This is a genomic window from Campylobacter curvus (assembly GCF_013372125.1).
Taxonomy (GTDB): Bacteria; Campylobacterota; Campylobacteria; order Campylobacterales; family Campylobacteraceae; genus Campylobacter_A; species Campylobacter_A curvus.
This window is the reverse complement of sequence record NZ_CP053826.1, coordinates 282,726-305,922: the sequence shown is the minus strand read 5'-3', so window position 1 is coordinate 305,922 and position 23,197 is coordinate 282,726. Positions and strand designations below refer to the sequence as shown.

Annotated in this window: 18 protein-coding genes; 1 reads left to right on the top strand and 17 read right to left on the bottom strand. The window is 45.0% G+C overall.

Features of this window, described 5'->3' with window-relative positions:
- Positions 1–42 precede the first annotated feature (42 nt).
- From fldA to nifJ, 8 genes are all read right to left on the bottom strand, one after another.
- On the bottom strand, positions 43–534 hold the full coding sequence (fldA, locus tag CCVT_RS01495) for a flavodoxin FldA (protein ID WP_018137512.1): 492 nt from the start codon (positions 532–534) through the stop codon (positions 43–45).
- An 11-nt stretch (positions 535–545) separates the two neighbouring features.
- Positions 546–1,265 (bottom strand): hypothetical protein, encoded by a 720-nt coding sequence (locus CCVT_RS01490; RefSeq protein WP_018137511.1) that lies wholly within the window; start codon positions 1,263–1,265, stop codon positions 546–548.
- A 3-nt stretch (positions 1,266–1,268) separates the two neighbouring features.
- Positions 1,269–1,583 (bottom strand): DUF2325 domain-containing protein, encoded by a 315-nt coding sequence (locus CCVT_RS01485; RefSeq protein WP_009650746.1) that lies wholly within the window; start codon positions 1,581–1,583, stop codon positions 1,269–1,271.
- A 137-nt stretch (positions 1,584–1,720) separates the two neighbouring features.
- The gene (locus tag CCVT_RS01480; RefSeq protein ID WP_018137510.1) at positions 1,721–3,436 is read right to left on the bottom strand and encodes a cytochrome c; all 1,716 of its coding nucleotides are present in this window, start codon (positions 3,434–3,436) and stop codon (positions 1,721–1,723) included.
- Between the two features lie 53 nt (positions 3,437–3,489).
- Positions 3,490–5,244 carry a M3 family metallopeptidase gene (locus CCVT_RS01475; RefSeq protein ID WP_018137509.1) on the bottom strand — a complete coding sequence of 585 codons (1,755 nt, stop codon included), beginning with the start codon at positions 5,242–5,244 and terminating at the stop codon, positions 3,490–3,492.
- An 8-nt stretch (positions 5,245–5,252) separates the two neighbouring features.
- Positions 5,253–6,641: a C4-dicarboxylate transporter DcuC gene (dcuC, locus tag CCVT_RS01470; RefSeq protein ID WP_018137508.1), complete on the bottom strand. Its 1,389-nt coding sequence runs from the start codon at positions 6,639–6,641 to the stop codon at positions 5,253–5,255.
- 91 nt (positions 6,642–6,732) lie between these two features.
- Positions 6,733–7,425, bottom strand: a complete 693-nt coding sequence (locus CCVT_RS01465; protein ID WP_018137507.1) for an aspartate/glutamate racemase family protein — start codon at positions 7,423–7,425, stop codon at positions 6,733–6,735.
- Between the two features lie 282 nt (positions 7,426–7,707).
- Positions 7,708–11,322 carry a pyruvate:ferredoxin (flavodoxin) oxidoreductase gene (nifJ, locus tag CCVT_RS01460; RefSeq protein ID WP_018137505.1) on the bottom strand — a complete coding sequence of 1,205 codons (3,615 nt, stop codon included), beginning with the start codon at positions 11,320–11,322 and terminating at the stop codon, positions 7,708–7,710.
- Positions 11,323–11,975: 653 nt separating this feature from the next.
- Between nifJ and CCVT_RS01455 the strand changes: the two genes are divergently transcribed.
- Positions 11,976–13,148: a sugar transporter gene (locus tag CCVT_RS01455; protein WP_018137502.1), complete on the top strand. Its 1,173-nt coding sequence runs from the start codon at positions 11,976–11,978 to the stop codon at positions 13,146–13,148.
- Between the two features lie 677 nt (positions 13,149–13,825).
- Here the strand turns inward: CCVT_RS01455 and CCVT_RS01450 are convergent.
- From CCVT_RS01450 to CCVT_RS09880, 9 genes are all read right to left on the bottom strand, one after another.
- Positions 13,826–14,476 (bottom strand): HAD family hydrolase, encoded by a 651-nt coding sequence (locus CCVT_RS01450; RefSeq protein ID WP_018137500.1) that lies wholly within the window; start codon positions 14,474–14,476, stop codon positions 13,826–13,828.
- Positions 14,477–14,545: 69 nt separating this feature from the next.
- The gene (locus CCVT_RS01445) at positions 14,546–15,559 is read right to left on the bottom strand and encodes an OmpA family protein (protein ID WP_018137499.1); all 1,014 of its coding nucleotides are present in this window, start codon (positions 15,557–15,559) and stop codon (positions 14,546–14,548) included.
- 170 nt (positions 15,560–15,729) lie between these two features.
- Positions 15,730–16,119, bottom strand: a complete 390-nt coding sequence (rpsI, locus tag CCVT_RS01440; protein WP_009650750.1) for a 30S ribosomal protein S9 — start codon at positions 16,117–16,119, stop codon at positions 15,730–15,732.
- A 2-nt stretch (positions 16,120–16,121) separates the two neighbouring features.
- Complete coding sequence (rplM, locus tag CCVT_RS01435; RefSeq protein WP_009650679.1) at positions 16,122–16,550, bottom strand: 50S ribosomal protein L13; 429 nt, start codon at positions 16,548–16,550, stop codon at positions 16,122–16,124.
- 80 nt (positions 16,551–16,630) lie between these two features.
- Complete coding sequence (locus tag CCVT_RS01430) at positions 16,631–19,432, bottom strand: RecB-like helicase (RefSeq protein WP_018137498.1); 2,802 nt, start codon at positions 19,430–19,432, stop codon at positions 16,631–16,633.
- Entirely contained in the window at positions 19,429–21,780 is a 2,352-nt protein-coding gene (locus CCVT_RS01425) for a PD-(D/E)XK nuclease family protein (protein ID WP_018137497.1), read from the bottom strand. Before CCVT_RS01425 ends, CCVT_RS01430 begins: the two co-directional genes overlap by 4 nt.
- 261 nt (positions 21,781–22,041) lie before the next feature.
- The gene (locus CCVT_RS01420; protein WP_018137496.1) at positions 22,042–22,524 is read right to left on the bottom strand and encodes a 4-hydroxy-3-methylbut-2-en-1-yl diphosphate synthase; all 483 of its coding nucleotides are present in this window, start codon (positions 22,522–22,524) and stop codon (positions 22,042–22,044) included.
- Complete coding sequence (locus CCVT_RS01415) at positions 22,517–23,098, bottom strand: hypothetical protein (RefSeq protein ID WP_018137495.1); 582 nt, start codon at positions 23,096–23,098, stop codon at positions 22,517–22,519. The genes CCVT_RS01420 and CCVT_RS01415 overlap by 8 nt, the downstream gene beginning before the upstream one ends.
- The gene (locus tag CCVT_RS09880) at positions 23,095–23,196 is read right to left on the bottom strand and encodes a hypothetical protein (protein ID WP_018137494.1); all 102 of its coding nucleotides are present in this window, start codon (positions 23,194–23,196) and stop codon (positions 23,095–23,097) included. Before CCVT_RS09880 ends, CCVT_RS01415 begins: the two co-directional genes overlap by 4 nt.
- Position 23,197: the final 1 nt, after the last annotated feature.

The window sequence follows — 23,197 nt, the reverse complement described above, 5'->3', positions numbered from 1 at the left end:
TATAAGCAGGGCGCCAAATTTAAAGAATTTTAGTTTAGGGTCTTAAGCAAAAAATGGCTTTATCTGCTCTATCCAAGCGAGGATCCTGCCTTCGGTTTTGTCGCTTTCATTATCCGCATCGAGTGCAAGACCTATAAAGTTACCGTTTCTTACGGCATCAGAGCCGTCAAATGTGTATCCGTCGGTGCTCACTTCGCCCACCGGTTTTGCACCTTGCGCCACTACTGCGTCATAAAGCTTAGCCATACCGTTGCAGTATTCGTCCGAGTAGCTCTCGCTATCGCCCATACCGAAAAATGCGGCCGTTTTACCGCTAAGCTTTAATGCGCTAAAATCAAATGCGTCCCAGTCGTCTTGCAAGTCGCCGCTACCCCAAGTAGAAGTGCCAAATATCAGCTTATCAAAGCTGTTTATCTTTTGTGCATCGACGTCACAGATGTTTAAGACTTCGTTCTCAAGGCCTAAATTTTCACCTAGAAATTGAGCCGCCTCTTCAGTATTTCCCATACTGCTTCCGTAGATTATACCTATCATCTCTTTCCTTTTTAAAAAATTTTATTGCTAATCGTATAAGGCACGAGCTTTAAAGAGCCTTGCATGCAGCCGCAATGCCTAACCTCAACATGATGTTTAAATTCTTTATTTCGCGGGAAAACGATATAAATTCTCTCGTGATTTTTCGAATTTAAAACGCCCACAGCACGATTTATCTCATCGCTAAGATTTCGCATATCATCAAGATTTACGTATTTAAAGCTTGGCATGACGCTAAGAAGCTCTCTGCCGCCTTGTCTGATCGAGATGATACCGTTTTCAAAAGCGACCTCTTTGTCGTGATGTTTGGCGGCTATTTTATCATAAACAAACTGAGAAAACATATCGTTTGCATCAAGACAAATTTCAAACTCTCCCTTTGCATAAAGCATTTTTATCATCTTTGCAGCCGCGTGTTTTGGCTGCTTTGCTATAAATTTCAGCGAGCTGAATTCATTTTTTAAATATGCCTCTATCACAGCATTTGAGGCCAAACAAAGGCTATTTGCACATTTAGGGTTTAAAAATTTAGGCTTTAAAAGCGTGTTTATACGAGCGTTAAAAATATCTTTGATGTTTAAAAATTTCGCGTAGCTAAGCGGGATCATAAGCTCCCGCTCGACGCTAGCGTTGTAAAGCGTGATGAAAATTCTGGCTTGCGAGAGCTTGTCAAGCCCTGCAAAAATACTTGGAGTTATTTCGCCAATATCTGATGAATGCCCGAATTTCATCGATTATTCTGCTTTGCATCCAAATTCCTTATCCAGTCCAAAGACCTTGCAGTATTCGCAAAATACGCAGCTGACGCTTCGTTTTGCACAGACTATCGGGATGTTGCGTTTTTTGGCTTGAGTTTTTATCGTTTTCATCGTGTTGTGATTTAAAAAACTAGTCAGCATCACGACACACTCGGTATCTTGAGGGATAGGCTTGCGATTTACGCGGTTTTCGTTTCTGGCGTCCCAGTGCTCGATCTTTTCTGCGCCCAAATCATGCAAAACGGCTTTTATTGGTGTTATCTCATCTGCTCCGATTACTAAAACTGACATATCAAACTCCTAAACTAAATTTATTTTTATTGATAGTGATTATAAATTATCTTAGCTAAATTATTTCTTAGTTATGAAATTTATTATCAATTTATGAGAAGAATCGTAACATGAAATTTAAAGGCTTTGTTTTACCTTTAGGCTAGCTTATCGACTTTAGGATAAAACCTATCCTTCCTGTCCACTTTAAAATTTTCATCGCCGTTTAGAAATTTATCTATGTAGGTTATGTTGTAAAATTCCTTTGCCACCATGATATCGCCGTTACTTAGATAGATCGCGTATTTGTTGTCCGTGAGCCTTGAGACTAGCTTCGCACCAAGCTCTCTTAGGCTTTTAACCTCATTTTTGGCTTCATCAGTTTTGACCGCTATCTTGTCAAAATCGAGCGAATTTATCTGCTCCTCGCTCATCGTTTGTATCTCTTGGTTCGGGCTGATGCGTTTGTCTTTGCTGAGGGAATTTAGACTGCCCGTGTCAGAGTAAAGCTCGTTCACCACGATCTCGCGTCCGCTGTCAAATCTAAGCGTGATAAACCCGCTCTTGCTAAGCTTCATCGCTACGACCGCGTCGGTATCTTTTAGCGCGTATGCGGTGGCCTTCTCGTCATTTTCAAAGCCAAATTTCACCCTTTGCAAATTCTTTTGGCTAAAGTTCATTCCCGTTGCAGCTTTAAACTCGTTTTCGATGCTTACCATACGCGAGGATTTGGTCGTTCGCAGCTTTGCTATCAGCACATCGGCATCTGGCGCGCCGCCATCTTTTAAATTTTTGATCAGCTCATCGACTCTCTCGTAATGCTCGCTTGAGGCAGCCATGTAATCCTCATAAAGCTTTTTAAAATTTTGCTTTTGATACTTCGTGTAGGAGAAGTCCTCGCTAAGGCCCTCATGCGTCTTTACGATCGGGTTGAATTCCGCCAGGCGCGCGTTGCCGTCCAGGCTCTTTTTAAGATAGGCGAAATTTATTAGCTTACTGGTTTTGTTAAAGACTTTGTTATCTCTTAGATCGACCCAGCCGTCCGCGCCGGTATATTTTTGAAAGAAATTTTGCACCTCGTCGCTTTGTAGCTTTTCGTATCGATATTCGGCCTTTATGAGCGTGTAGGGGTTTGACGCATTGCGTGTTTGGCGGTAGTCGAGATAATCTATATTTTTCTTTTTGAGTAGATATTTTTTCGCATTATTTTTTGGCAGCGCATCGATCTTGGCGTTATATTCGTCCGTCTCTTTTTGCGCGTAGTTTATTATCTCGTCTTTTATAAATTTCGTGAGGTCTATGCCGCTAAGCAGATCGCTAAGCCTTGAAATTTTCTCGTTCCCGTCTTTGTCGTAGCCCTTGACCTTTATCTTGTAAAACAGCTCGTCCTCTGACGAGAGCGTCCCGTCCTTGTTACTATCAAGCCCAAATAACGCACTAGCACCGTTTAGCTCCAAGGTATTCGTCCCGTCATCATAAAAGTCTAAAAACAGCTTCACATCACCGTAAGCGTTCTTTAAGGCTTTTAAAACGCCATCATCGTTTAAATTTTTATATTTTTTGTCAGACACGGCCCAAAGATCGCTTTTTACATCTCCCGAAAAGGACTTGTCTTTATCCATGAAAGCTTGTGCGTTTATGGAGTTAAAATACAAATTTTCGTTTATGCCGTTCGTGCCGAGCTTATATCCGGCTGCCTCGGCGCTTATGTATTCAGAAATCAGCCTTTGCGCCTCTTTTTGCAAGCCCTCTCTTTTAGTCAAAAGCAAGTGATCTATCTTTTGCGCACCGGACGCATTTAGCTGTAAATTTTTGATATCCGTATCGATAGCGTAAGTATCGCGAGCTAAATTTAAAGTGCCGATGATGTTCATTTAATATCCTTTTAAATGAATTTCTTTTTATATCGACAAAAAGATATAAAAATTTACTGAGTGCTCAACTCTGTTTCCAGTCTTTTAAACTCCTGTGCGTAGCTAAGTGCATTATCTATGCAAAGTAGCCAAAATTCGCACTTTGTAACGTCTTTATCAAAGTATTTTTTAAGCAGCGCTTCGACGCTCATCCGCCCGCAATCGCGCAAAAATTCTTTATACACGCCGATAAATTTAGCCCCCATTGCCTTAAACTCGCCCAGCAAAAACTGCGATAGTAGGTAGCCCACGGTGTAAGGATAGTTGTAGATGTATTGATCGGTTTTGTAAAAATGTAGCTTAAAATACGGCAAGAAAAGCTCGGTGTCTTGCACGCTATCTCCGTACCATTTGCGCCACGCTTCAAGCATCAGCTCATTTACCTTTGCAGCGGTTAAAATTTGCTCCTGCCTCGCCGCCAAAAAAGCCGTCTCAAACTCGTATCTCACGCTGATATGTAGCATAAAATTTGCGGCTGATTTTAGCTCTTGCCACAAGATGTCAAAGAGTAAATTTTTATCCGTGCTATTCTTTCGCAGATAGTTTCTCAAAACCGCTTCGTTAAACGTACTCGCCGTCTCTGCTAGCGACATAGGAAAGTGAGTTTGCACGCTTGGCATATCACGCATTATCCAGTAGTGCCACGCGTGCCCCAGCTCGTGGGCTTGCTGGATCATATGCGCTTGTGTGCCCATATATGTGGAAAATACGCGCGGCTGCTTAAATTTATCAAATCTCGTATAAAACGCGCCGCCGGCTTTATTTTCTCGCGTATCAGCTTCGATCCAGCCCTTTTGCAACATCATGCGTATAAACCCCGGGATCTCCTCGCCCACCTCGCCCAAAGCCTCGCAAATCGTATCTATCGCGCTTTCGTAAGGGATCTGTGCATTTGAGGAGTGAGGCGAAGGAGCGAGCAGGTCGCAGGCGTAAATTTTGCCGCTTTCAAAATACTTTGCACGTAAATTTACGCACTCTCTTATGCTCTCTAGCCTAAGTTTTAGCGCCTCAAACATCGCGCCCACAGCCTGCGCACTTATTTTATTTTGTTCAAAGCTTGGCGTAAGACGATCGACGCCTGCACGTTTAAATTTATCAAGCCTAAAGCCTTGAAGCAAATTTATCACATCGACATATAGGCTCGCGTGCTTGTCGTAGTGTCTTTGCAAGCCCTCAAACACGCTCTTTCGCAGCGTCCCGTCAGGCGAACCCTTTAAAATGCCGCCACATTTTGCGAGACTATAAGTGCTACGCGCGCCGTTTTGATCGGTAGCTTCGATGTTTATCAGGTTATTTAAGTGCCTAAAAACGCCGTAAAGCGGAGTGAAGCTAGCCTGTGCCAGCTCATCGTAAATTTTACGCTCGCTTTTTGAAAGCTTCATCTGCCAGCTGTTTTTACGCTCATCGTAAAGAAATTTCAGCGCGGCGATCGCAGGCTCGCTCCAAAGTTTGTCATCCGCCAAAAGCCCGTCAAATTTTTCAAACAAATTTTCTTTTATCTCTTCAAGTTTTGATAAGCTCGCCTCTATCTTAGCCTCTATCGCGCCCACTCGCTCGTCTTTTGTATTTTCGCTTGACTTGCAGCGACAAAACGCGAGCAGCGAATTTGCCTCTTCGAGTGCGAGTTGATATTTTTGCGCCGTTAAATTTAGCGGTAAATTTGCACCGTAAATTTCACCGACTAGCGCGTCTAAATTTTGAAGCGAGCTTGTAAATTTTTCATCGTTAAGATCTCCATAAACATCGTCAAATGTCCATCTAGGCAGCATCTCTCACCTCACAAAGCGAGCAAAAATACAAAAATGTGATGGCTGATAAGACCAAGGATCGCCGGCACGCTGCAACGTTTTACGAGGCTTAGCGGGCTGCATTTTAGCATACCGGCTATCGCGACCACGACACCGGCTACGGGCGAGAGTGGACGGGCGATGGTGGAGGCTTGATGCATCGGGAGTACTAGCATAACGGAGCTTACGTTTAGCTTTGATGCGATGTGTGGTACCATCTCGACGAGCGGGTAAAAGCTCGCACCGTTTGAACCCGAGATGATAGTAATAAGCGTGGTGATGACGACAAAAAGTACCGACATACCAAAGCCACCAAAGCCCAAAGAATTTGCCAAGCTCACGATACTATCGAGCATTCCAAGAGCCTTAAAGCCCTCCGCAAATACGCCCGCTGCGATGATGAGCGCGACCACTCCGCTCACGCTCCTACCCATGGCTTGGAAAAATATTTTTAGCCCCTCGGCGATCGTTTCAAAGCTAAATTTATGCCTGATCGCCTCGCAAAGCATCGCGATGACGACGGAAAGGATTATGATAGCCGAGATGTCAAGCTTGATGGACTTGATGCAGTATTGAGAAAAAACGACGACCAATATCATCGGCAAAAATGGCAAGATAGCGTAAATTTTAGGCGCGCTGGCTTGCGGGGCTTGCGTCTTTTCGTCAAATTCTATCGTCTCACCCACATGTTCGCTGCAAACCCAGCCCTCCTTTTTATCAAGGTATCTGTTCCAAAACACCAAAGCCACGCCCATTACGATCGTAGTCGGCAGTGCGGCGGGAATTTTATACGTAAAAACATAGTCCAAAAGCGAAAGCTCGCACGCCTTTGCCGCGGCGGCGGTCGATGCGCCGATAAGCACCATTGACGCGGCTCCGGACATGCAGCATATCGAGCCAACGGTAAGTTTATTTAGCCCCAAGGAAATAAGCACCGGTCCAAGCAGCGCAAGGCAGAGCACGCCAAGCCCAACTGCGCTCGTGATGACCATACTTACGAGCTTTGCTATAGCAAAGGCGATAAATATCATAAAGTAAGGATTTTTGATATTCGTTAGACGCTTCGTAGCGATAGAGACAAAGGCGCTGTTTGCACCGATATGCGTCATATACGTGGCAAAACCGACCATAAACATGATGATGAGGCCTAAATTTGCCAGCCTGTTTGAAAACATGTAGCGGATGTATTCGATGATATTTAGATATTCGTTTCCTGTCGCGACGGCTTGCTTTGGCATAAAGTGCCCCGTCCCCAAAGCGACCGAACAAGCTAGCATAAAAATCCCCGAAAGAAAAAGCACGAGCGGCGCGTATTTGCCCTTTACGATCGCCCAACCGACAATAAATAATGTTATCGTTCCTATTATGACACCAAACATTTTAGCTCCTTTGTTTTGAATTTGTTTAAAGTTTGGCGAAATTTTACTACAAACCAAAATAAATTGAGCTAAAATAAAAATTATTTTTTAATTAGAAAGATAAAGCTAGCTCAATAGCCTCACCAATATGTATCAAAGTGGTGTCAAAGAGTCTCGCGTCCGTATCCTTTTGCGCTACCAAAAGCCCTATTTCGGTGCAACCAAGTATTACACCCTTTGCGCCGCGAGCCTTTAAATTTACAATGATAGAGAGAAATTTTTGCTTTGAAGCGGGTGAAATTTCACCATGGCAAAGCTCGTCAAAGATGACGTCATTTACGAGTTTCATCTCGTCCGCGTTAGGAGTAATGACCTCTACACCGCCACGCATTAGCTCATCTTTATAAAAAGGCTCGCTCATCGTGTAGATCGTGCCAAGCAGTCCCACTTTATCTATATCGCATCTTTTTAGCTCCTTTAGTGTCGCAGTGGCGATATGCACTACGGGCACGCTCACAGCGCTTTGCACCGCGTCATAGACCTTGTGCATGGTGTTCGTGCAAATAAATATCGCGTCCGCACCGCCTCTTTGTAAAATTCTAGCGTGAGCGGCTAAAATTTCGCCCGCCTCGTCCCATTTGTCAAGCCTTTGGCACTCTTCGATATGCTCGAAATTCACGCTACTTAGCAAAATTTCGCCGCTATTTAGCCCGCCAAGCCTTTCGTTTATCTTTTTGTTGATGAGCTGGTAATAAGCGATCGTCGATTCGTAGCTCATACCACCGATAAGACCTATCTTTTTCATTTTAGCTCCTTTAAATTTAGAACGAATTTTAGCCAAATTTAATAATAAAGTCAGAAAACGATGAGGTAAAATTTCACATGGCAACGAGGGTCAAGCTGATTTTTAAACCTGCCGTTAGGCAAGTAGCAGGTCATGAGCGAAATTCTAACCAGCCAAAATCAGACAGGCGAAAGCATAGCCGCGATTTTCGTTCGTGATGAGCGAGCGATTTACAAACACCATAAATAAAATTTTAAACCAAAAGCCGCACAAACCAGCATCCATGCGGCTTAAATTTTAAATTTACGCCTCTACCGCCATGTCGGTAGCGGTCTCGCTCGTCTGCGCGTCAGCAGAAATTTCTTGCTCCACCTCATCGCTAAAGTCAGCCAAGCTTAGGCGTTTTAGCTGGCGGTAGCGACGTTTGGCGTCCTCTTTGTTTTTGCGTAGTAGCTCGTCTGCATGCTCGGGATTGGTTTTTTTGAGCGAGTTATATCGCACCTCGTTTAGCAAAAACTCCTCGTAAAGCGTCCAGTCAGGCTCTTTTGACGTCATTTTCAGAGGATTTTTGCCCTCTTTCATGAGGCGCGGGTCGTAGGTGTAGGTCGGCCAGTAGCCGCACTTCGTCGCTAGCTCGCCCTGTCCGCCAGAGTGCGCCATGCCGCCTTTGATACCGTGCGCGATACACGGCGAGTAGGCTATGACTAGGCTTGGTCCTTCGTAGGCTTCGGCTGCCATGATCGCTTTTATCGTGTTTGCTTGGCTGGCGTTGGAGTTTATCTGCGTGACGAAGATGTTGCCGTAGGTCATCGCGATGTAGCCAAGATCTTTTTTTTGCATCGGTTTGCCAGAGGCAGTAAATTGCGCGATCGAGCCAGCGCGGCTTGACTTGGAGCTTTGACCGCCCGTGTTTGAATACACCTCGGTGTCAAGCACCAGTACATTGACGTTTTCACCGCTTGCTAGCACGTGATCTAGCCCGCCAAAGCCGATGTCATACGCCCAGCCGTCGCCGCCGATGATCCATTGCGATTTTTTAGCGAGATATTTTTTTAGACTCAAAATTTCGCGCACGCCAGGAGCGCCCAAATTTTGCTCTAAAATTTTAACCAGCATATCGCGGATCTGCGCGCTCTTTTCGCCGTCGTTTTTGAAATTTATCCAGTCGGTGTAAAGCGCGGCGAGTGCGTTTGGCACGGCGTCCTTGGTGCGAAGCATGATGTCTTCGATACGGTGGCGGATGGTCTCCGTAGCCACATTCATACCCATGCCAAATTCGGCGTTGTCCTCAAATAGCGAATTTCCCCACGCAACGCCGTGTCCGTCTTTGTTCGTCGTGTATGGCGTGCTCGGTGCGCTACCGCCGTAGATGGAGCTACATCCTGTGGCGTTTGCCACGATCATGCGCTCGCCAAAAAGGCGCGTGATGAGCCCGATATATGGCGTCTCACCACATCCAGGGCACGCTCCGTGAAACTCAAACAACGGCTGCGCGAAGCTCGATCCTTTCACGCTTTCTTTGCTCATGAGATCGTCTTTGTAACTCACGTTTTTAAATAGATAATCAGCGCTGATTTGCTCGTTTTTGTCAAGCTCCTCGCCAAGAGGCACCATCACGAGCGACTTTTCCTTGCTCGGGCAGTTTTGCGCGCAAAGCTCGCAGCCGGTGCAATCAAGCGGACTGACCTGAATTTTATATTTTAGCCCTTTGAGCTCTTTGCCTTTTGCGTCCAGGACGTGATCTTTGACGCTTTGCGGGGCGGAATTTAGCTCCTCGTCACTAATAAGAAACGGGCGGATGACAGCGTGCGGGCAGACGAAGGCGCACTGGTTGCACTGGATGCAGTTGCCCTCGATCCACTTTGGCACCATGACGCCGATACCGCGCTTCTCGTAAGCTGTCGAGCCGTTTTCAAAGTGTCCGTCCTCAAAACCCAAAAACGCCGATACCGGCAGACTGTCGCCCTGCGCGGCGTTGATAGGTTTAACGATATTTTCGATAAATTTATTGCCCCTATACGCACTCACGCCGCTGTGGTTATCCTCGCTTAAATTTACCCACGCAGGGTCAATCGCGACCTTCACCAGCCCGTCTGCGCCCACATCGATCGCCTTGTAGTTCATCTCCACGATCGCTTCGCCCTTTTTGGCGTAGGCTTTGTGGGCGTATTCTTTCATGTATTTTTGCGCGTCTTCAAAAGGGATGATGTCTGCAAGCTTGAAAAAAGCTGACTGCATGATCGTGTTCGTGCGGTTTTTTAGCCCTATTTCGCGGGCGAGCTTAGTTGCGTTGATGATGTAGAAATTTACGCTTCGCTGGGCTAAAATTTTCTTTACTTTATTTGGCAGCTTCGCCACAGTTTCAGCCGCGTCCCAGATAGAATTTAAAAGAAACGTCCCGCCCTGCCTGATACCGCCGATCACATCGTAGATGTCAAGATACGCCGCGACCGAGCACGCGACAAAATGCGGGTTTGAGACGAGGTAGGTCGAGCGGATAGGATTTTTACCAAAGCGTAGGTGCGAGCGCGTGTAGCCGCCTGATTTTTTGCTGTCGTAGGCAAAATACGCCTGCACGTAAAGCGGGGTCTTGTCGCCGATGATTTTGATGGAGTTTTTATTCGCTCCGACCGTGCCGTCCGCGCCAAGTCCGTAAAATAGGCACTCTTTAACGCTCTCGTCGCTCAGTGAAATTTTCTCCCCGACCGGAAGCGAAGTAAATGTCACGTCATCGACGATACCGACGGTAAAGCCGTCCTTTGGTCGCTCTAAATTTAAATTTTCAAACACGGCTAGCATCTGCGCGGGATCAACGTCCTTTGAGCTTAGACCGTATCTGCCGCCCACGATCACGGGCTGGTTTTCGCGTCCGTAAAACGCCGCTTTGATGTCAAGATATAGCGGCTCGCCAAGGCTACCGGGCTCTTTTGTGCGGTCTAGCACGGCGATGCTTCGCACGCTTTTTGGCATCACGTCAAAGAGATATTTCACGCTAAATGGTCGGTACAAATGCACTTTGATGACGCCCACCTTTTCGCCCTTTGCGCATAGATGATCGACCACTTCTTCAAGCGTCTGTGTCACCGAGCCCATCGCCACCACAACGCGTGTCGCGTCAGGATCGCCGTAGTAGTTAAACGGCTTATACTCGCGTCCGGTTATGGCTGAAATTTCGCGCAGATACTCCGCCACTATCTCAGGCACGGCGTCGTAGAAGCGATTGCTAAGCTCTCTTGTTTGAAAGTAGATGTCATCGTTTTGCGCTGTACCGCGAGTTTTCGGGCTCTCTGGATTTAGCGACTCGTCTCTAAATTTTTGCACCGCGTCTTTATCAAGAAGCCTATCAAAGTGAGAATAATCCATCACCTCGACTTTTTGTATCTCGTGGCTCGTGCGAAAGCCGTCAAAGAAGTGCAAAAACGGCACGCGCCCCTTTATCGCGGCAAGGTGAGCGACGCCCGCGATGTCCATCACCTCTTGCACCGAGCCGCTAGCTAGCATCGCCCAGCCCGTTTGCCGACAGGCGTAGATGTCTTGATGATCGCCAAAGATCGATAACGCCTGGGCCGCCAGAGAACGCGCGCTCACGTGGATGACGCCAGGCAGCAGCTGCCCCGCGATCTTATACATATTTGGGATCTTTAAAAGCAAGCCCTGCGAAGCTGTGTAGGTCGTGGTCAGTGCGCCTACTTGCAGCGAGCCATGCACCGTGCCCGCAGCTCCGCCCTCGCTTTGCATTTCGACGACTTTAACGGGCATACCAAATAGATTTTTCTTGCCCTGAGCCGCCCACATATCGGTGTAGTCCGCCATCGGCGAGCTAGGAGTGATCGGGTAGATGCCTGCGACCTCCGTAAATGCGTAAGCTGCGTGCGCCGCAGCCTCGTTTCCGTCCATAGTTTTCATTATTTTACTCATTATTTGCCCTATTTTGAAAATCTTTAATTATAAGATTAAATCCTAAAAATTTACCTTAACGCGCCGATGTGATTTTAAAATTTAGCGTTTTGTAAATTTAGCAAAGTCCAAAATTTAGGGATTTTGACGTGAATTTAAAATTTTGCTTTCAGGCGATTTTGATAAAGGCAAGTGAAAATTTAGATTTAAATTTGGACTTTGTTTTGACAAAGATTTAATATGCTAAACGCTTCGCAAGACGCCAAACATATAGCACGATTTTCGGTCGCGTCTGCCAGCTCTCTAAAAATCGGCGCTGATAAGCTCGCTAATAAGATTTGACTTCGATTGAAACTAAATTTTGAATACCCAAATTTAACGTTGCAGTGCCGTCAGGCACGAATGCAACCCCTTAGGCGTGCAGTGGGGGAAGGTGGGGTCTAAGGGGCGGAAGGGGGAGACGCTTCGCAAGTAGAACACCCGTCCGCCCCTTGATAAATTTGCAAAATTTTACAATTCACGAAAACAATACTCTATCAAAATAGAACCTTAAATTTTGACACTTCACTTAAATTTACAACACCACGCCAAATCCAAAAATTTACAACCCAAATTCCCGCCGCCGCCCATCATAAATTTTGCTAAAATTAGACATTTCAAAAGGAAAAATTTTAATGATAAACGTTCATCGTATTGCCTATTTTAGGGTCATTGCGCTTGCATTTGCCGCATTTATCTTTAACACCACCGAATTTGTCCCCGTCGCCCTTCTTAGCGACATCGCGAGCGATTTTAGCATGAGGGTTTCAGACACCGGGCTCATCATCACGATCTACGCGTGGATGGTCACGATCTTGTCGCTGCCTTTCATGCTGATGACCGCGAAATTAGAGCGCAAAAGGCTACTTTTGAACGTATTTTTGCTCTTCGTCGCCTGCCACGTTTTAGCTGCCGTGGCGTGGGATTTTTGGGTGCTGGTGCTCGCTCGTATCGGTATCGCCGCCTCGCACGCGATATTTTGGTCGATCACCGCATCGCTCGCCGTCAGGGTCGCGCCGATAAACAAAGGCTCGCAGGCGATCGGACTGCTCGCACTTGGCACGTCGCTTGCGATGGTGCTGGGGCTGCCGCTTGGGCGCATCGTGGGCGACACCTTTGGCTGGCGCGTCACCTTTGGCTTGCTTGCGGCATTTGCGGCGGCGGAGACGGTGCTGCTTTATAAAATTTTGCCCCTTTTGCCAAGCAGGCGCGCGGGCTCGCTCAAAAGCATGCCGCTGCTAGCCAAAAAGCCGCTTTTGATGACGCTTTACGCCCTTACCGTGCTCATCGTGAGCGCGCATTTTACGGCGTATAGCTACATCGAGCCCTTTATCAAGCAGCTTGGCGCAAACGGAGGTGGCTTCATCACGATATTTTTGCTGATTTTTGGCTTTTCGGGTATCGTGGCGAGCCTGCTTTTTGGCAAATTTTACAAACTCATACCAAACGGCTTTTTGATAATCTCGATCCTCTTTATCACGGCTTCGCTGCTGGCGCTAAATTTGCTCGTCAAAAACGAGACGCAAATGCTACTGCTAGCCTTTGTCTGGGGGCTTGGGATCTCCGGTATCGGGCTAAGTATGCAGATAAAGGTGCTAAATTTAGCCCCCGAGGCGACGGACGTGGCGATGTCGATATATTCGGCGATTTATAACATCGGCATCGGCGGTGGCGCGCTCATAGGACATCAGGTGATGACGCACCTTGGGCTAGCGCGTGTGGGTGACGCGGGAGCGATATTTGGAGCGTGCGGACTGGTTTTATTTTGCGCCGCGCTGTGGAAATTTAAATCCACCGGCAAAGGGTAAATTTGGCTTTGAATTTATTGCCGCAAAGGGATAAATTTGCTTGGGAGGAGCTTTGGTATTACATCACGCGGGTAAATTTAATACAAAATTCGATGTTTGCTCTTGCTTTTTAGGATAAATTTACTGTTATGCCATAACAAGCCTTGGCATGTTGCAAGGCAAAACGGCTAAAAATTACAAGCAAATCGATATAAAATGGCTATGTTTTAAAAAGTGCTGATGGCCTTAAATCTTAAACAAATGCTTCGCAAATCTTATCCTACTCCAGGAGATACCTAGCACAGGAGAATGCGAACAACATTTGAGTAGAACAAGCGTTTCAAGAAAATCTTTTTGTTTTGCAGTTGCAAACGAAGTGAAGCAAAAAATGAACAACGCGACCCGAAAGGGACATTTCTAAGGGAAGCTAAGCGCGACCGAGAAAAAACTACTCAGCCCCTGCGGGCTTCCCTAATTTTTCGTTTCTTTACACTACTCAAACGCTATTCGCGAATTCCTTGATAGTAGAGTGTGGGAGCTAGTAGCCCAACACATAGCACGATTTTTGCTTCGTGCTTGCAATTGCTTCTTGAAAAGCTGCAATAAGCTCGCTAATAAGATTTGGCTACGCTTGAGTACTTAAAATTTTAAAAATTAACACTTTTTAAAACAAAGCCTATAAATTTGTTAATTTGACCTTACAAATTAGCAGCGTATTCGGTCGCCTCGAGAGAATTTTCAAATATCAAATCCGTGTATTTTTGTAAGTCTGCGAGCGTCCCGTAGCCGCAAAGCAGCCCAAGCCCCGTGACACCAGCCGCCTTTGCCGCGAGCATATCCATCAGCGTGTCACCTATCATAAAGGCGTTTTGGCGGTGCTCCGCGCTGTCCTTACCAAGTCGTGCGAGGGCTAAATTTACGGGCTCGGGATCTGGTTTTGGACGCTTGACATCGTCTCTACCGATTACTATATCGATATACTGCATAACGCCTAAATGTTTTAATAAAATAGCTGAAAATTTTGATGTTTTTGTGGTTACTATGCCTACATCAGCAAACGAATTTGCAAGCTTTAACGCATCTTTTGCGGATCCCAAAAGAGTCGTTTGATCAAGATAAATTTGCTCGTAACGCTTTTTATAGGCCCTGATATAGTCAGTGACAAGATCTTTAGGTGCTCCAAGCTCTTCAAACATCACATCAAGAGGATAGCCAACTAGAGATTTTATCTTTTCATGATCCGGCAGAGGTTGTCCGTGGGTTTTAAAGGCAGTATCAAAGCCATCTAATATAGCAGGAGTCGAGTCGATGAGTGTACCGTCCAAGTCAAAAAGTATCGTTTTTTTCAAAATTTACCTTACAAATAAAAAAGGGCTTGACCTAAGCCAAGCCCCGTGATTAGTTGAGTGAGTAGTGAATTACTTATTGAAAGTAGCTTCGACACGTCTATTTTGAGCGCGACCCTCTTTTGTGCTGTTTGTAGCGATAGGTCTAAGCTCGCCATATCCGATAGTAGATATCTTTTTCTTCTCTACGCCGTATCCTTCAAGGACTTCAGCAACAGCCTTAGCTCTTTTCTCAGATAGTTTTTGGTTGTAAGCCTCTTTGCCTACGCTATCTGTATGTCCTGCAAGAACAACTCTATATTCTGGGTGTTCTCCCATAAAGTCGGCAACTTTTTTGATCTCGGCAGCATAACTCGGTCCAACCTTATAGCTGTCAAACGCAAAATTTACGTCTAAGTCTCTAAGAACGATAACTTTCTCGCAACCTGTCTCGTCTACTACGACACCAGCCGGGGTATTAGGGCATTTGTCGATATCATTTGGCACACCGTCATTGTCATCGTCAAGAATAACGACTTCTGTAACAGTCGCAGCAGGAGCTGCAGCTACTGCAGGAGCAGCTTTTGAATCTAGACCGATGCCAAATCCTAGTGAATAGAATAGGTTGTGGTCTGCATGCTCAAATTTGATAGCGTCTCTAGCCTCGGCTTTAAGAGCAAATCTATCAGTGACTTGATATCTTAGTCCAAGACCGTATTGACCAAAGCCACCATCTTCGTTATCTACGAATTGTTTTGGAAGATCCTCGTATCCAACGCCAAGAAGGCCATAAACGCCAAAGGCATCAGTAAAGTTGAATATATCTTTTACAAGGTTTACGTGATATCTAAGTGCACGTCCCTCTCTTGATACGCCATTTACTGTTTCTTTTGCCTTATGAGTATAATCAACGCCAAGCTCTAATTGATCGAAGAATATATTCTCAAGGTTTCTAGCAGCTCTGATACCGACAGTCACATGATCGTTGATACCAAGGTTACCTTCTGGGTGGACTCCGCCAACAGTTGGAGTAACTTCGTAGTTGTATGCTGCATTAGATGCAAAAAGTGCAGTTGCAGCTACCATAGCTAAAGCAATCTTTTTCATAATAGAATTCCTTTCTTTAATAAATTTTCTTTTATGAAAGACAATCGTTATTGTAACAAAAATTTTATAAACTATCTGTAAATTATAGTTTAATACCTAAAATACGAACTTCCAAAATTTCAACTCGCAAAACCCAAGCAAAAAGCACTTGGAATTTTGCGAAAAACACATTAGCGTTTAGAGAATTGCGGGCTACGTCTTGCTTTTCTCTTACCGAATTTCTTACGTTCGACGACGCGTGCATCGCGAGTTAGCAAGCCTTTTGGTTTCAAAGCCGCTCTAAAATCAGCATCCATGGCTGCTAAAGCGCGTGATATCCCATGCCTTAAAGCTTCCGCTTGTGCCGAGTACCCGCCACCCAATGTCGTAGCAGTGACATCTACCAAGCTCTCTTGCTTCGTAACTAATAGCGGCTGAACGACTTTTAGCTTTATCGCTTCGTGCCCGCCGAGCCAAGTGTTAAGATCCATTCCGTTTACTACGATTTTCCCGCTTCCTGATTTTACCCAAACCTTCGCTACGGCAGTTTTTCTTTTACCTGTTGCATAAACTTTTGCCATTATTATTTTCCTTCTTTTTTAGCGATTTGTGCTGTGTGAGGATGCTCACTGCCAGCATAAACTTTTAGTTTTTTTATCATCTCTCTGCCTAGCTTTGTTTTTGGAAGCATTCCGCGAACGGCAAGCTTGAAGAGCTTCTCAGGCTTGTTTGCGATCAAATCGCCAAACTTCTCACTCTTTACGCTACCAAAATATCCTGAATGTCTGTGATAAAGCTTGTCTTCAGCTTTGTTATTGCCTGTAAATTCTACCTTTGAAGCGTTTATGATGATGACGTAGTCGCCGCAATCAACGTTTGGAGTAAAGCATGGTTTGTTTTTGCCGCGAAGTATAGTCGCAACTTCGGTCAGCAATCTACCAAAACGCTTACCAGACGCATCAAGCACGATCCACTCTCGCTTAACTTCGTTTGGCTTTGTTATTTTTGTCATTTTCTTACCTTTGCCAAGTTAATTTTTGAAGTGTGATTTTATTTAAAGATTACTTATATATAGCTTAAATTAAGTATTATTTAAACTTCAATATATGAAATTTTATCCCTAAGCGCATAAAAAATCACCGCACGGACGCTCGAATTCGGATAAAATTCAGCGATTGCTTTTTTATATTCACTTACTTGAAACACATTTTCATCGATATTCTTATCCGAGCTTTTGTAGTCTATCACGCAAATTTCACCTTCTCCTACACAAAGCAGGTCGATTTGTTTTAGAGCTCCATCAAATTTAATTGGCTGTTCTTTGTATATCCTTTTTGCATCCGTAAATTCTCTGAATTTAGCGTCATTTATGAGCTTCAGTCCTCTTTTAAAAACATCATCCAAATCATCGGCACATAAAAATTTATGAAATTTATTCTGCATGGAATCTCTAGCTGCGATCAGACTGACTTCGTCAAATTTCGCCGCCATCTCAAGCAGGTAGTGAAAGGCCAGACCGATATAGATCGCCCTTAAATTCGTGCCTTCCTCCTTGTCTGTGCTTTGAGTCTCCTGTCTTGAGATCTGTGCGATTTGAGGCAAAATTTCGCTATTTTCTTTTGGCGCTTGCGTTGACGTATCGGCTAAAATTTTACCAAAGGTGAAATCCTTTAGATCAAGATACTCGACCCTCTCGCCCGTTTTCTTCTCGTAAGCGCTAAAAAAGCTCGGGTTCCTGCCGCCGGGATCGGCATTTTTCACGACGACTAGCGAGCGAGTAGCCCTTGTAAAGGCGACATAAATTTTATTCATATCCTCCTCTTTTTCAAGCTCTTTGGCCCTATTTTTAAGTGTCCTAAAATCCTCGTCGAAATTTTCCTTGCCCTTGACCTTATGCATGATCTGCCAGCCGTTTTTCACGTCGTATTCAGCCAAAAAGCTTGAAGTATCGGCCCTGTCCGCACCCATTTTATCGCAAACTATCACGTGGGGAAATTCCAGTCCCTTTGACTTGTGCACGGTCATTATCTTCACACCCCGGCTACTTTTTGGCATAGCAAGCCCCTCAAAGCTATCAAGCTTAAAGATGAAATCGGCTAAATTTTCATACTCGCTCGTTAGCTCAAAAAGCCTCAAAACATCGCTGTTTGAGGTATCCACGCCAAGCCTCATAGCTAGATAATGCAAGCTCTCAAAGGCCGTGTTTTCAGCCCTTACCTCGAGCCTAGGTGCATTTGCTTTGACTATAGCTTGGGTATTGAATTTATAAATTTTATCGCCAAAAAGGCAAAATTTCGCGTATTCTACCAGCGCTCTGGCGTAAGGACTAGCGAGCAGACCCAGACTGCCCTCGCTCACGCTATTTATGCCCTGCTCGCTAAGGGCGTTTGCGAGCTTGTTTATATCCTCGTTTTTCCAGCAAAGCAGGGTTATATCGCTTGGCTCTACACCGTTTCGGATGAAATTTTTTACCTCACCGACCGCGCCACTTACGATATCTTCGCTACTAACGACCTTCAAAAAGCCGTGATCATCAGCCTCGCTCTCAAAATACTCGCACTCTTGGCTAACGGCGAAATTTAGCCTCTCGTCATCTTTTTTAGACGCCTTTTGCTCGGTGAAATTTAAAATTTTATCTTTAAAAACAGCGTTCGTGAATTTGACAAGTCCCTTTAGGCTGCGGTAGTTCGTATCGAGTCCGTCGCTCGCGATCTGCGTGAATTGGGCTTTTAGCTTATCAAAAAGCTCCTTTTTGCCGCCGCGAAACCTATAAATACTTTGCTTCGTATCGCCCACGTAAAAAAAGCTTCCAAGCCCGTTTTGGCCGTATCCGGAGACGATTTCGGCCACGAGAGGCAAGATGATCTCGTATTGCGTAACGTTCGTATCTTGAAATTCGTCGATCAAAAGGTGATTTATGCGCCCGTCAAGCCTGAAATAAAGCATCTGCTTGTCGATATTTTTAGTCAAAAGCTCGTAAGCAAGCTTGTTTATATCGCTAAAGCTAAGGCTGTTTTGCTCTTTGTCAAGCTCGAGCTTGGCCTCTTTATAAAGAGTCAAAAAGTGATTCAGCTCGTTTAGCTTATACTCCTCAAACTGCCTAAAATAGCTCCTTAAAGCCTCTTTTAGCTCGCCAAAGAGCTCATCTAGCTTTGGCGTGTAAATTTTAGAAAATGTCCTATATTCTAGGCTTTCATGCTCTAAAAACCCGCGCTGAGCGATCTGAGCCGGCGAGCCCGGCAAAAAGGCGTTCTGAGCCGTTTGAGAGCCGCCGTTTGAAACGGCGTAATCGAGCAAATTCCCTAGTGCCGTCCGCACCGCCTCATCGTTTGGAAATTTCGCGTCTTTATCGGCTTTCACGCTGTCAAAATTTTCATAAAACCTCTCGAGCGTTTCAAAAAAGCTGTTTTGACTCTTTTCCGCCGCCACGATGAATTCAGCTAAGGAGCGCAAAAGCGATGGATTGCGGCTTATTTTTTCTACAAATTTTTGACGCTGCAGGCTCGCAAGATCACTGCTTACGCTAAAGTCCGCGCTAAGGCCTAAATTTAGGCTAAATTGGCGTAAAATCCCGGTAAAAAACGAATCAAAAGTGCCGATTTTAAGATCGCTTTGTAAAAAATCAGCCATCCTCTCGTCTCTAAGGGCTAAAATTTCATCCTCGCCAAGCCCCAAAATTTCGCATATCGCAGCCAGTTCGCTCGGCTTTTTTTCAAGGTTTAAAAAAGTCCCGACCACCCGCTCTTTCATCTCGTTGGCGGCTTTTTTCGTAAAGGTCAGAGCCACGATCTCGGCGATGTTCGCACCACTTAAGATAAGCGCGATGAAACGCACGCTAAGTGCGAAGGTTTTGCCACTTCCTGCGCTGGCTTTTAGGGCTAGATACCGCTTCATAGCTCGCCTTTACAAAGGATCTTATACACGCAGTATCTGCACTGCTGACCGGGGCTCGGGGCGAAATTTATCCTCGTTTTGTTTATGTTTTTTAGCCCTTCTATCGCGGCTCTTAGCTCCTCAAGCGACGATCTTGAGGGCACTAGCGTCATCTCACCGCCTAGATCGTAGTAAAACGCCTCACAGCGCTCGCCCAAAAGCGCTTGATAAAACGGCAACTGAAGCGATTTATCCTCAAATTTGCCGCTTTTATAATCGATTATCATCTTTTGTCCCGAAAGCTCGTCCACGCGGTCTATCACGCCCCTTATCTTGATGCCCTCAAACTCCACGCCGCTTACGTTTTTCTCGCATTCTAGCACCCTGACGCCCTCTTTTAGGCGTTCGTTTTCATACTGTGCGTAAATGTCGAATTTTACAGTCAAGATTTCAAACTCAAGCGATGAGAGGGCGAATTTGCCAAGACATTTTTTAAACTCAGTCACGTCAAAGCGCTGCGCCCGCCTAAAAAACTCACCTTGATAATACTCGCAAAGCGCCTTATGAACGGCCTCGCCTAGCCTAGAAGCTGGCGCAGTGCCGATAGTTTTGGGCTCGGGGATAGCTAGGATTTTAGCGTAGTAGTATTTTCTGGGGCAGCTAAGGTATAAATTCAGAGTCGAAAACGATAGCTCCTGCGCGAAAAAATCATGCTCCAAAATAATCTCTTCAGGCTCTAAATTTAGCGCTACGCCAGGTTTGCCAAGCAAGCTCGCATACGCCTCGTCGCTAAACCTCGCATCTTTAACGAAGCTAAATTCCTTTAAAAATCTCGAGGCGATGCTCTCATCGTTTGAAACGTAGCTTATTGCGACCTTTTTTGCGCCGTTTATGAGGCTCTCGTAGTAAAATCTCTGCAAATTTTCGCGTTGTGCGTAGCTGATGAGCCCAGCTTTTTCTCTCACGCGCGAGTTTAAAAACATCTCGTTTATGCTACGTTTTGGTATCAGCTCGTCGTTAAAATCAACGATAATGGCGCCGTCAAATCGCATGCCACGACTCTCCAAAACGCCCATCACACTGACCTTTCCGCCGCCCACATCATCAAGGCTAAGGCGAGATAGCCCCATCAAAAATATCTCGCAAATTTGCCTAAGACTAAATTTAAAATATCTTGCTAGATTGCCGAGTATGAAAAGCTCGTTTTGCACCTTTTTGCCGACTCTTTTGTCATCTTGTAAGGCTAAAATTTCATTTACGAGCCCTTCAAACATCTCAAATTCGCAAGGCAGCTCGTAAATGGCTTTAAATCTCTCAAAAAGCTCCTTTTTCACTCCCAACAAGCCGAGGATAAAGCCCTCTTCATCGTAGCTTTGCGCATTTTCATAGTCAAAATCAGGCGAAATTTCCTCATTTATAGTGTGCGCGATGCGGCTTAAAATTTGAAAAAATTTCGTTCGCTTTAAATTTTCGCCCATCGCGTAGTTGAACATCCGACCGCTATCGTGCAGCCTAAGTATCTCGCTAAAGCTTTCATCAGGCAAGATAACCACGATATTTTCGGGCTTCAAACCATCTTTGATAAACTCACTCACCTTTGCCATCACGTAAGCGCACTGCAAGCTTCTAAGCCCAAATTCACGCACTTGCACTACATTTTGGCGATTTACCGAGCCGGTTTGCGTTAGCGACATGTCGTTGAAATTTAGCTCGAATTTTTGATACAAGCTAAAATTTTGTGGCGCTAACCCCGAGATCTGCGAGATCTTTTCTATCAGCTTTTGATTGAATTTACTCGTTTGAAACCTGATCTTAAGCGTAACAAGCTTTGAAATCTTTAAAAGAAGCTCCCACTCGAATTCGCTCAAAAAGCCGTCTATATCGATGACGATCTCGTCAAATCCTCTCACATAGCTTTCATTTAGGCTGTAAATTTCAGGCAAAAGGATGTCATCATATAAATTTTCAGCCTCAAGCAGCCTCTTATACTCGCTTAGCACGGCCTGCAGGATAGATAGGTGCTCCTCAAAATCAGCGTAAATATCGCTAAATTTTATATCTGCGACGCTCTTTTTGCTGATGGCTAGCTCTTTGAAAAACGAAAAAAGATAGTCGTTGTTTTTCAAAAAAGCGAAAAATTCGTTCGGGATCTTTAGCACCGAATTCGCCTCTTTGACGGCAGTGCAAGCGCGTTGCATCAGCACAAGTAAATAAGCCGCATCCGCCTCAAACCTGTCCGCTACGAAAACGGCTTTTTTCTCGAATTCCGCGATAGTTATGCTCTTAGCGATGAGCCCGTTTTCAAATGCAGCGTTGAAACTGCGTATCTTGCGCGAGTTGGTAAAGACAAAAAGCGTATTTTCTTTCATTGATATTCTTTGACTTTGTTCTAGCAAGGCGTCGATGCCTAAAATTTACGAAATGATAGCAAAATTTTAGGCTCTGTTTAATAAAGCATTGGCACTTGCTTCGCTTCTACTTTGTAGTTTCGAACGCATAGCATGAAGCAAAAATCGGCGGCGATAAGTTCGCTAGCAAGGTTTGACTTCACTTTGAGGGCTAAAAATCAATGAAATAATGAAATATTGTAACAGAGCCAATTTATTAAAACCAACCAAACCGATATAAATTTAGCGTGTGGCGTTAAAGTCGAATCTATAAAATCCCGTATCGTTACCGTCGTTTAGCTTCAGCAAGATCTGCCACCTGCCCTCTTTTGGCAGTGAAATTTCATCGGTTTTTAAAATTTGCCCTTGAAAGCTTGAGCCAAGCTCCTTGTTAAATTCGTTCGTTTCAGGACGCGTGAGTAAAATTTTGGCGTTTAGGTTTGAGAGCTCGCCTGATTTTGAAGCGATCATAAACTCAAAACGACCTTGTAAATTTTTAAATTCAGCACCGCCAAATCCTACGCTAAATTTCTCCTCAAACCGCCCTTGAGCGGCCTTGATCTCGTTTATGTTTTCATCGACGTTTTGGTATCTGTCCATGTAAAAGCTATCAAACTGCACGGGGTGATTTAGCGAGATGATGATGGTCGCCACACACGCAGCCACGCAAAGGACGATGGCTAAGAGGATGCCGTAGGGCCAAAAGCTCTTTTGCTTCTCAACCATTTTTCGCTCTTAGCTTTTTGTAGATGATAAAAATGGCAACGACTGCTAAAAAGCCATATATCAGCGCTCTTAGGAAATTTAGCGTATTTTTGTTCGCGTTTCCAAGCCCATTTACGAGAGTAATGCCTAAATTTTCCGCGATCTGCTCGGCGATATCGGCATAGCCGTTTAAAATGGCTGCGTTATAGACGTCTTTGCCGTTTTTGGAGACCAATATCGGTAGTATCGTGCCACTTTCTGGATGAGGGCTTAAGACCTGCTCCTTGTCAAAGAGCTTTAGCGTATCTTCATCGGCGAAAATTTCTATCTTTTTGGGCTTTACGGCGAGTATCAAAAGAGCATAAGGCGCTTTGAAATTTAGCCTTTTAGCTCGCTCGCTAAGCCCTTCTTCGCCGATATCTTCGTAGGCTGCGACGCTTAAAACGATGCCGCTTTTTTCATAAAGCTCCTCGCCTATGCTTTGCAGCTTCGCGCTCACTCTATCGCTTAAAATTTTATCGTCATTTATCACGAAATTTTGCGCGCAAAGTAAATTTACACAAAACATAAACGCTAAAACCGGAGCAAATTTCATCCAACGAAAAGATGATTTGGTGTCAAGACCGACCACGCGCAGATAGCGGCGGCAGCGATTATCAACAAAACGATGGCTTTTTTTAAAATGCCAAGCATC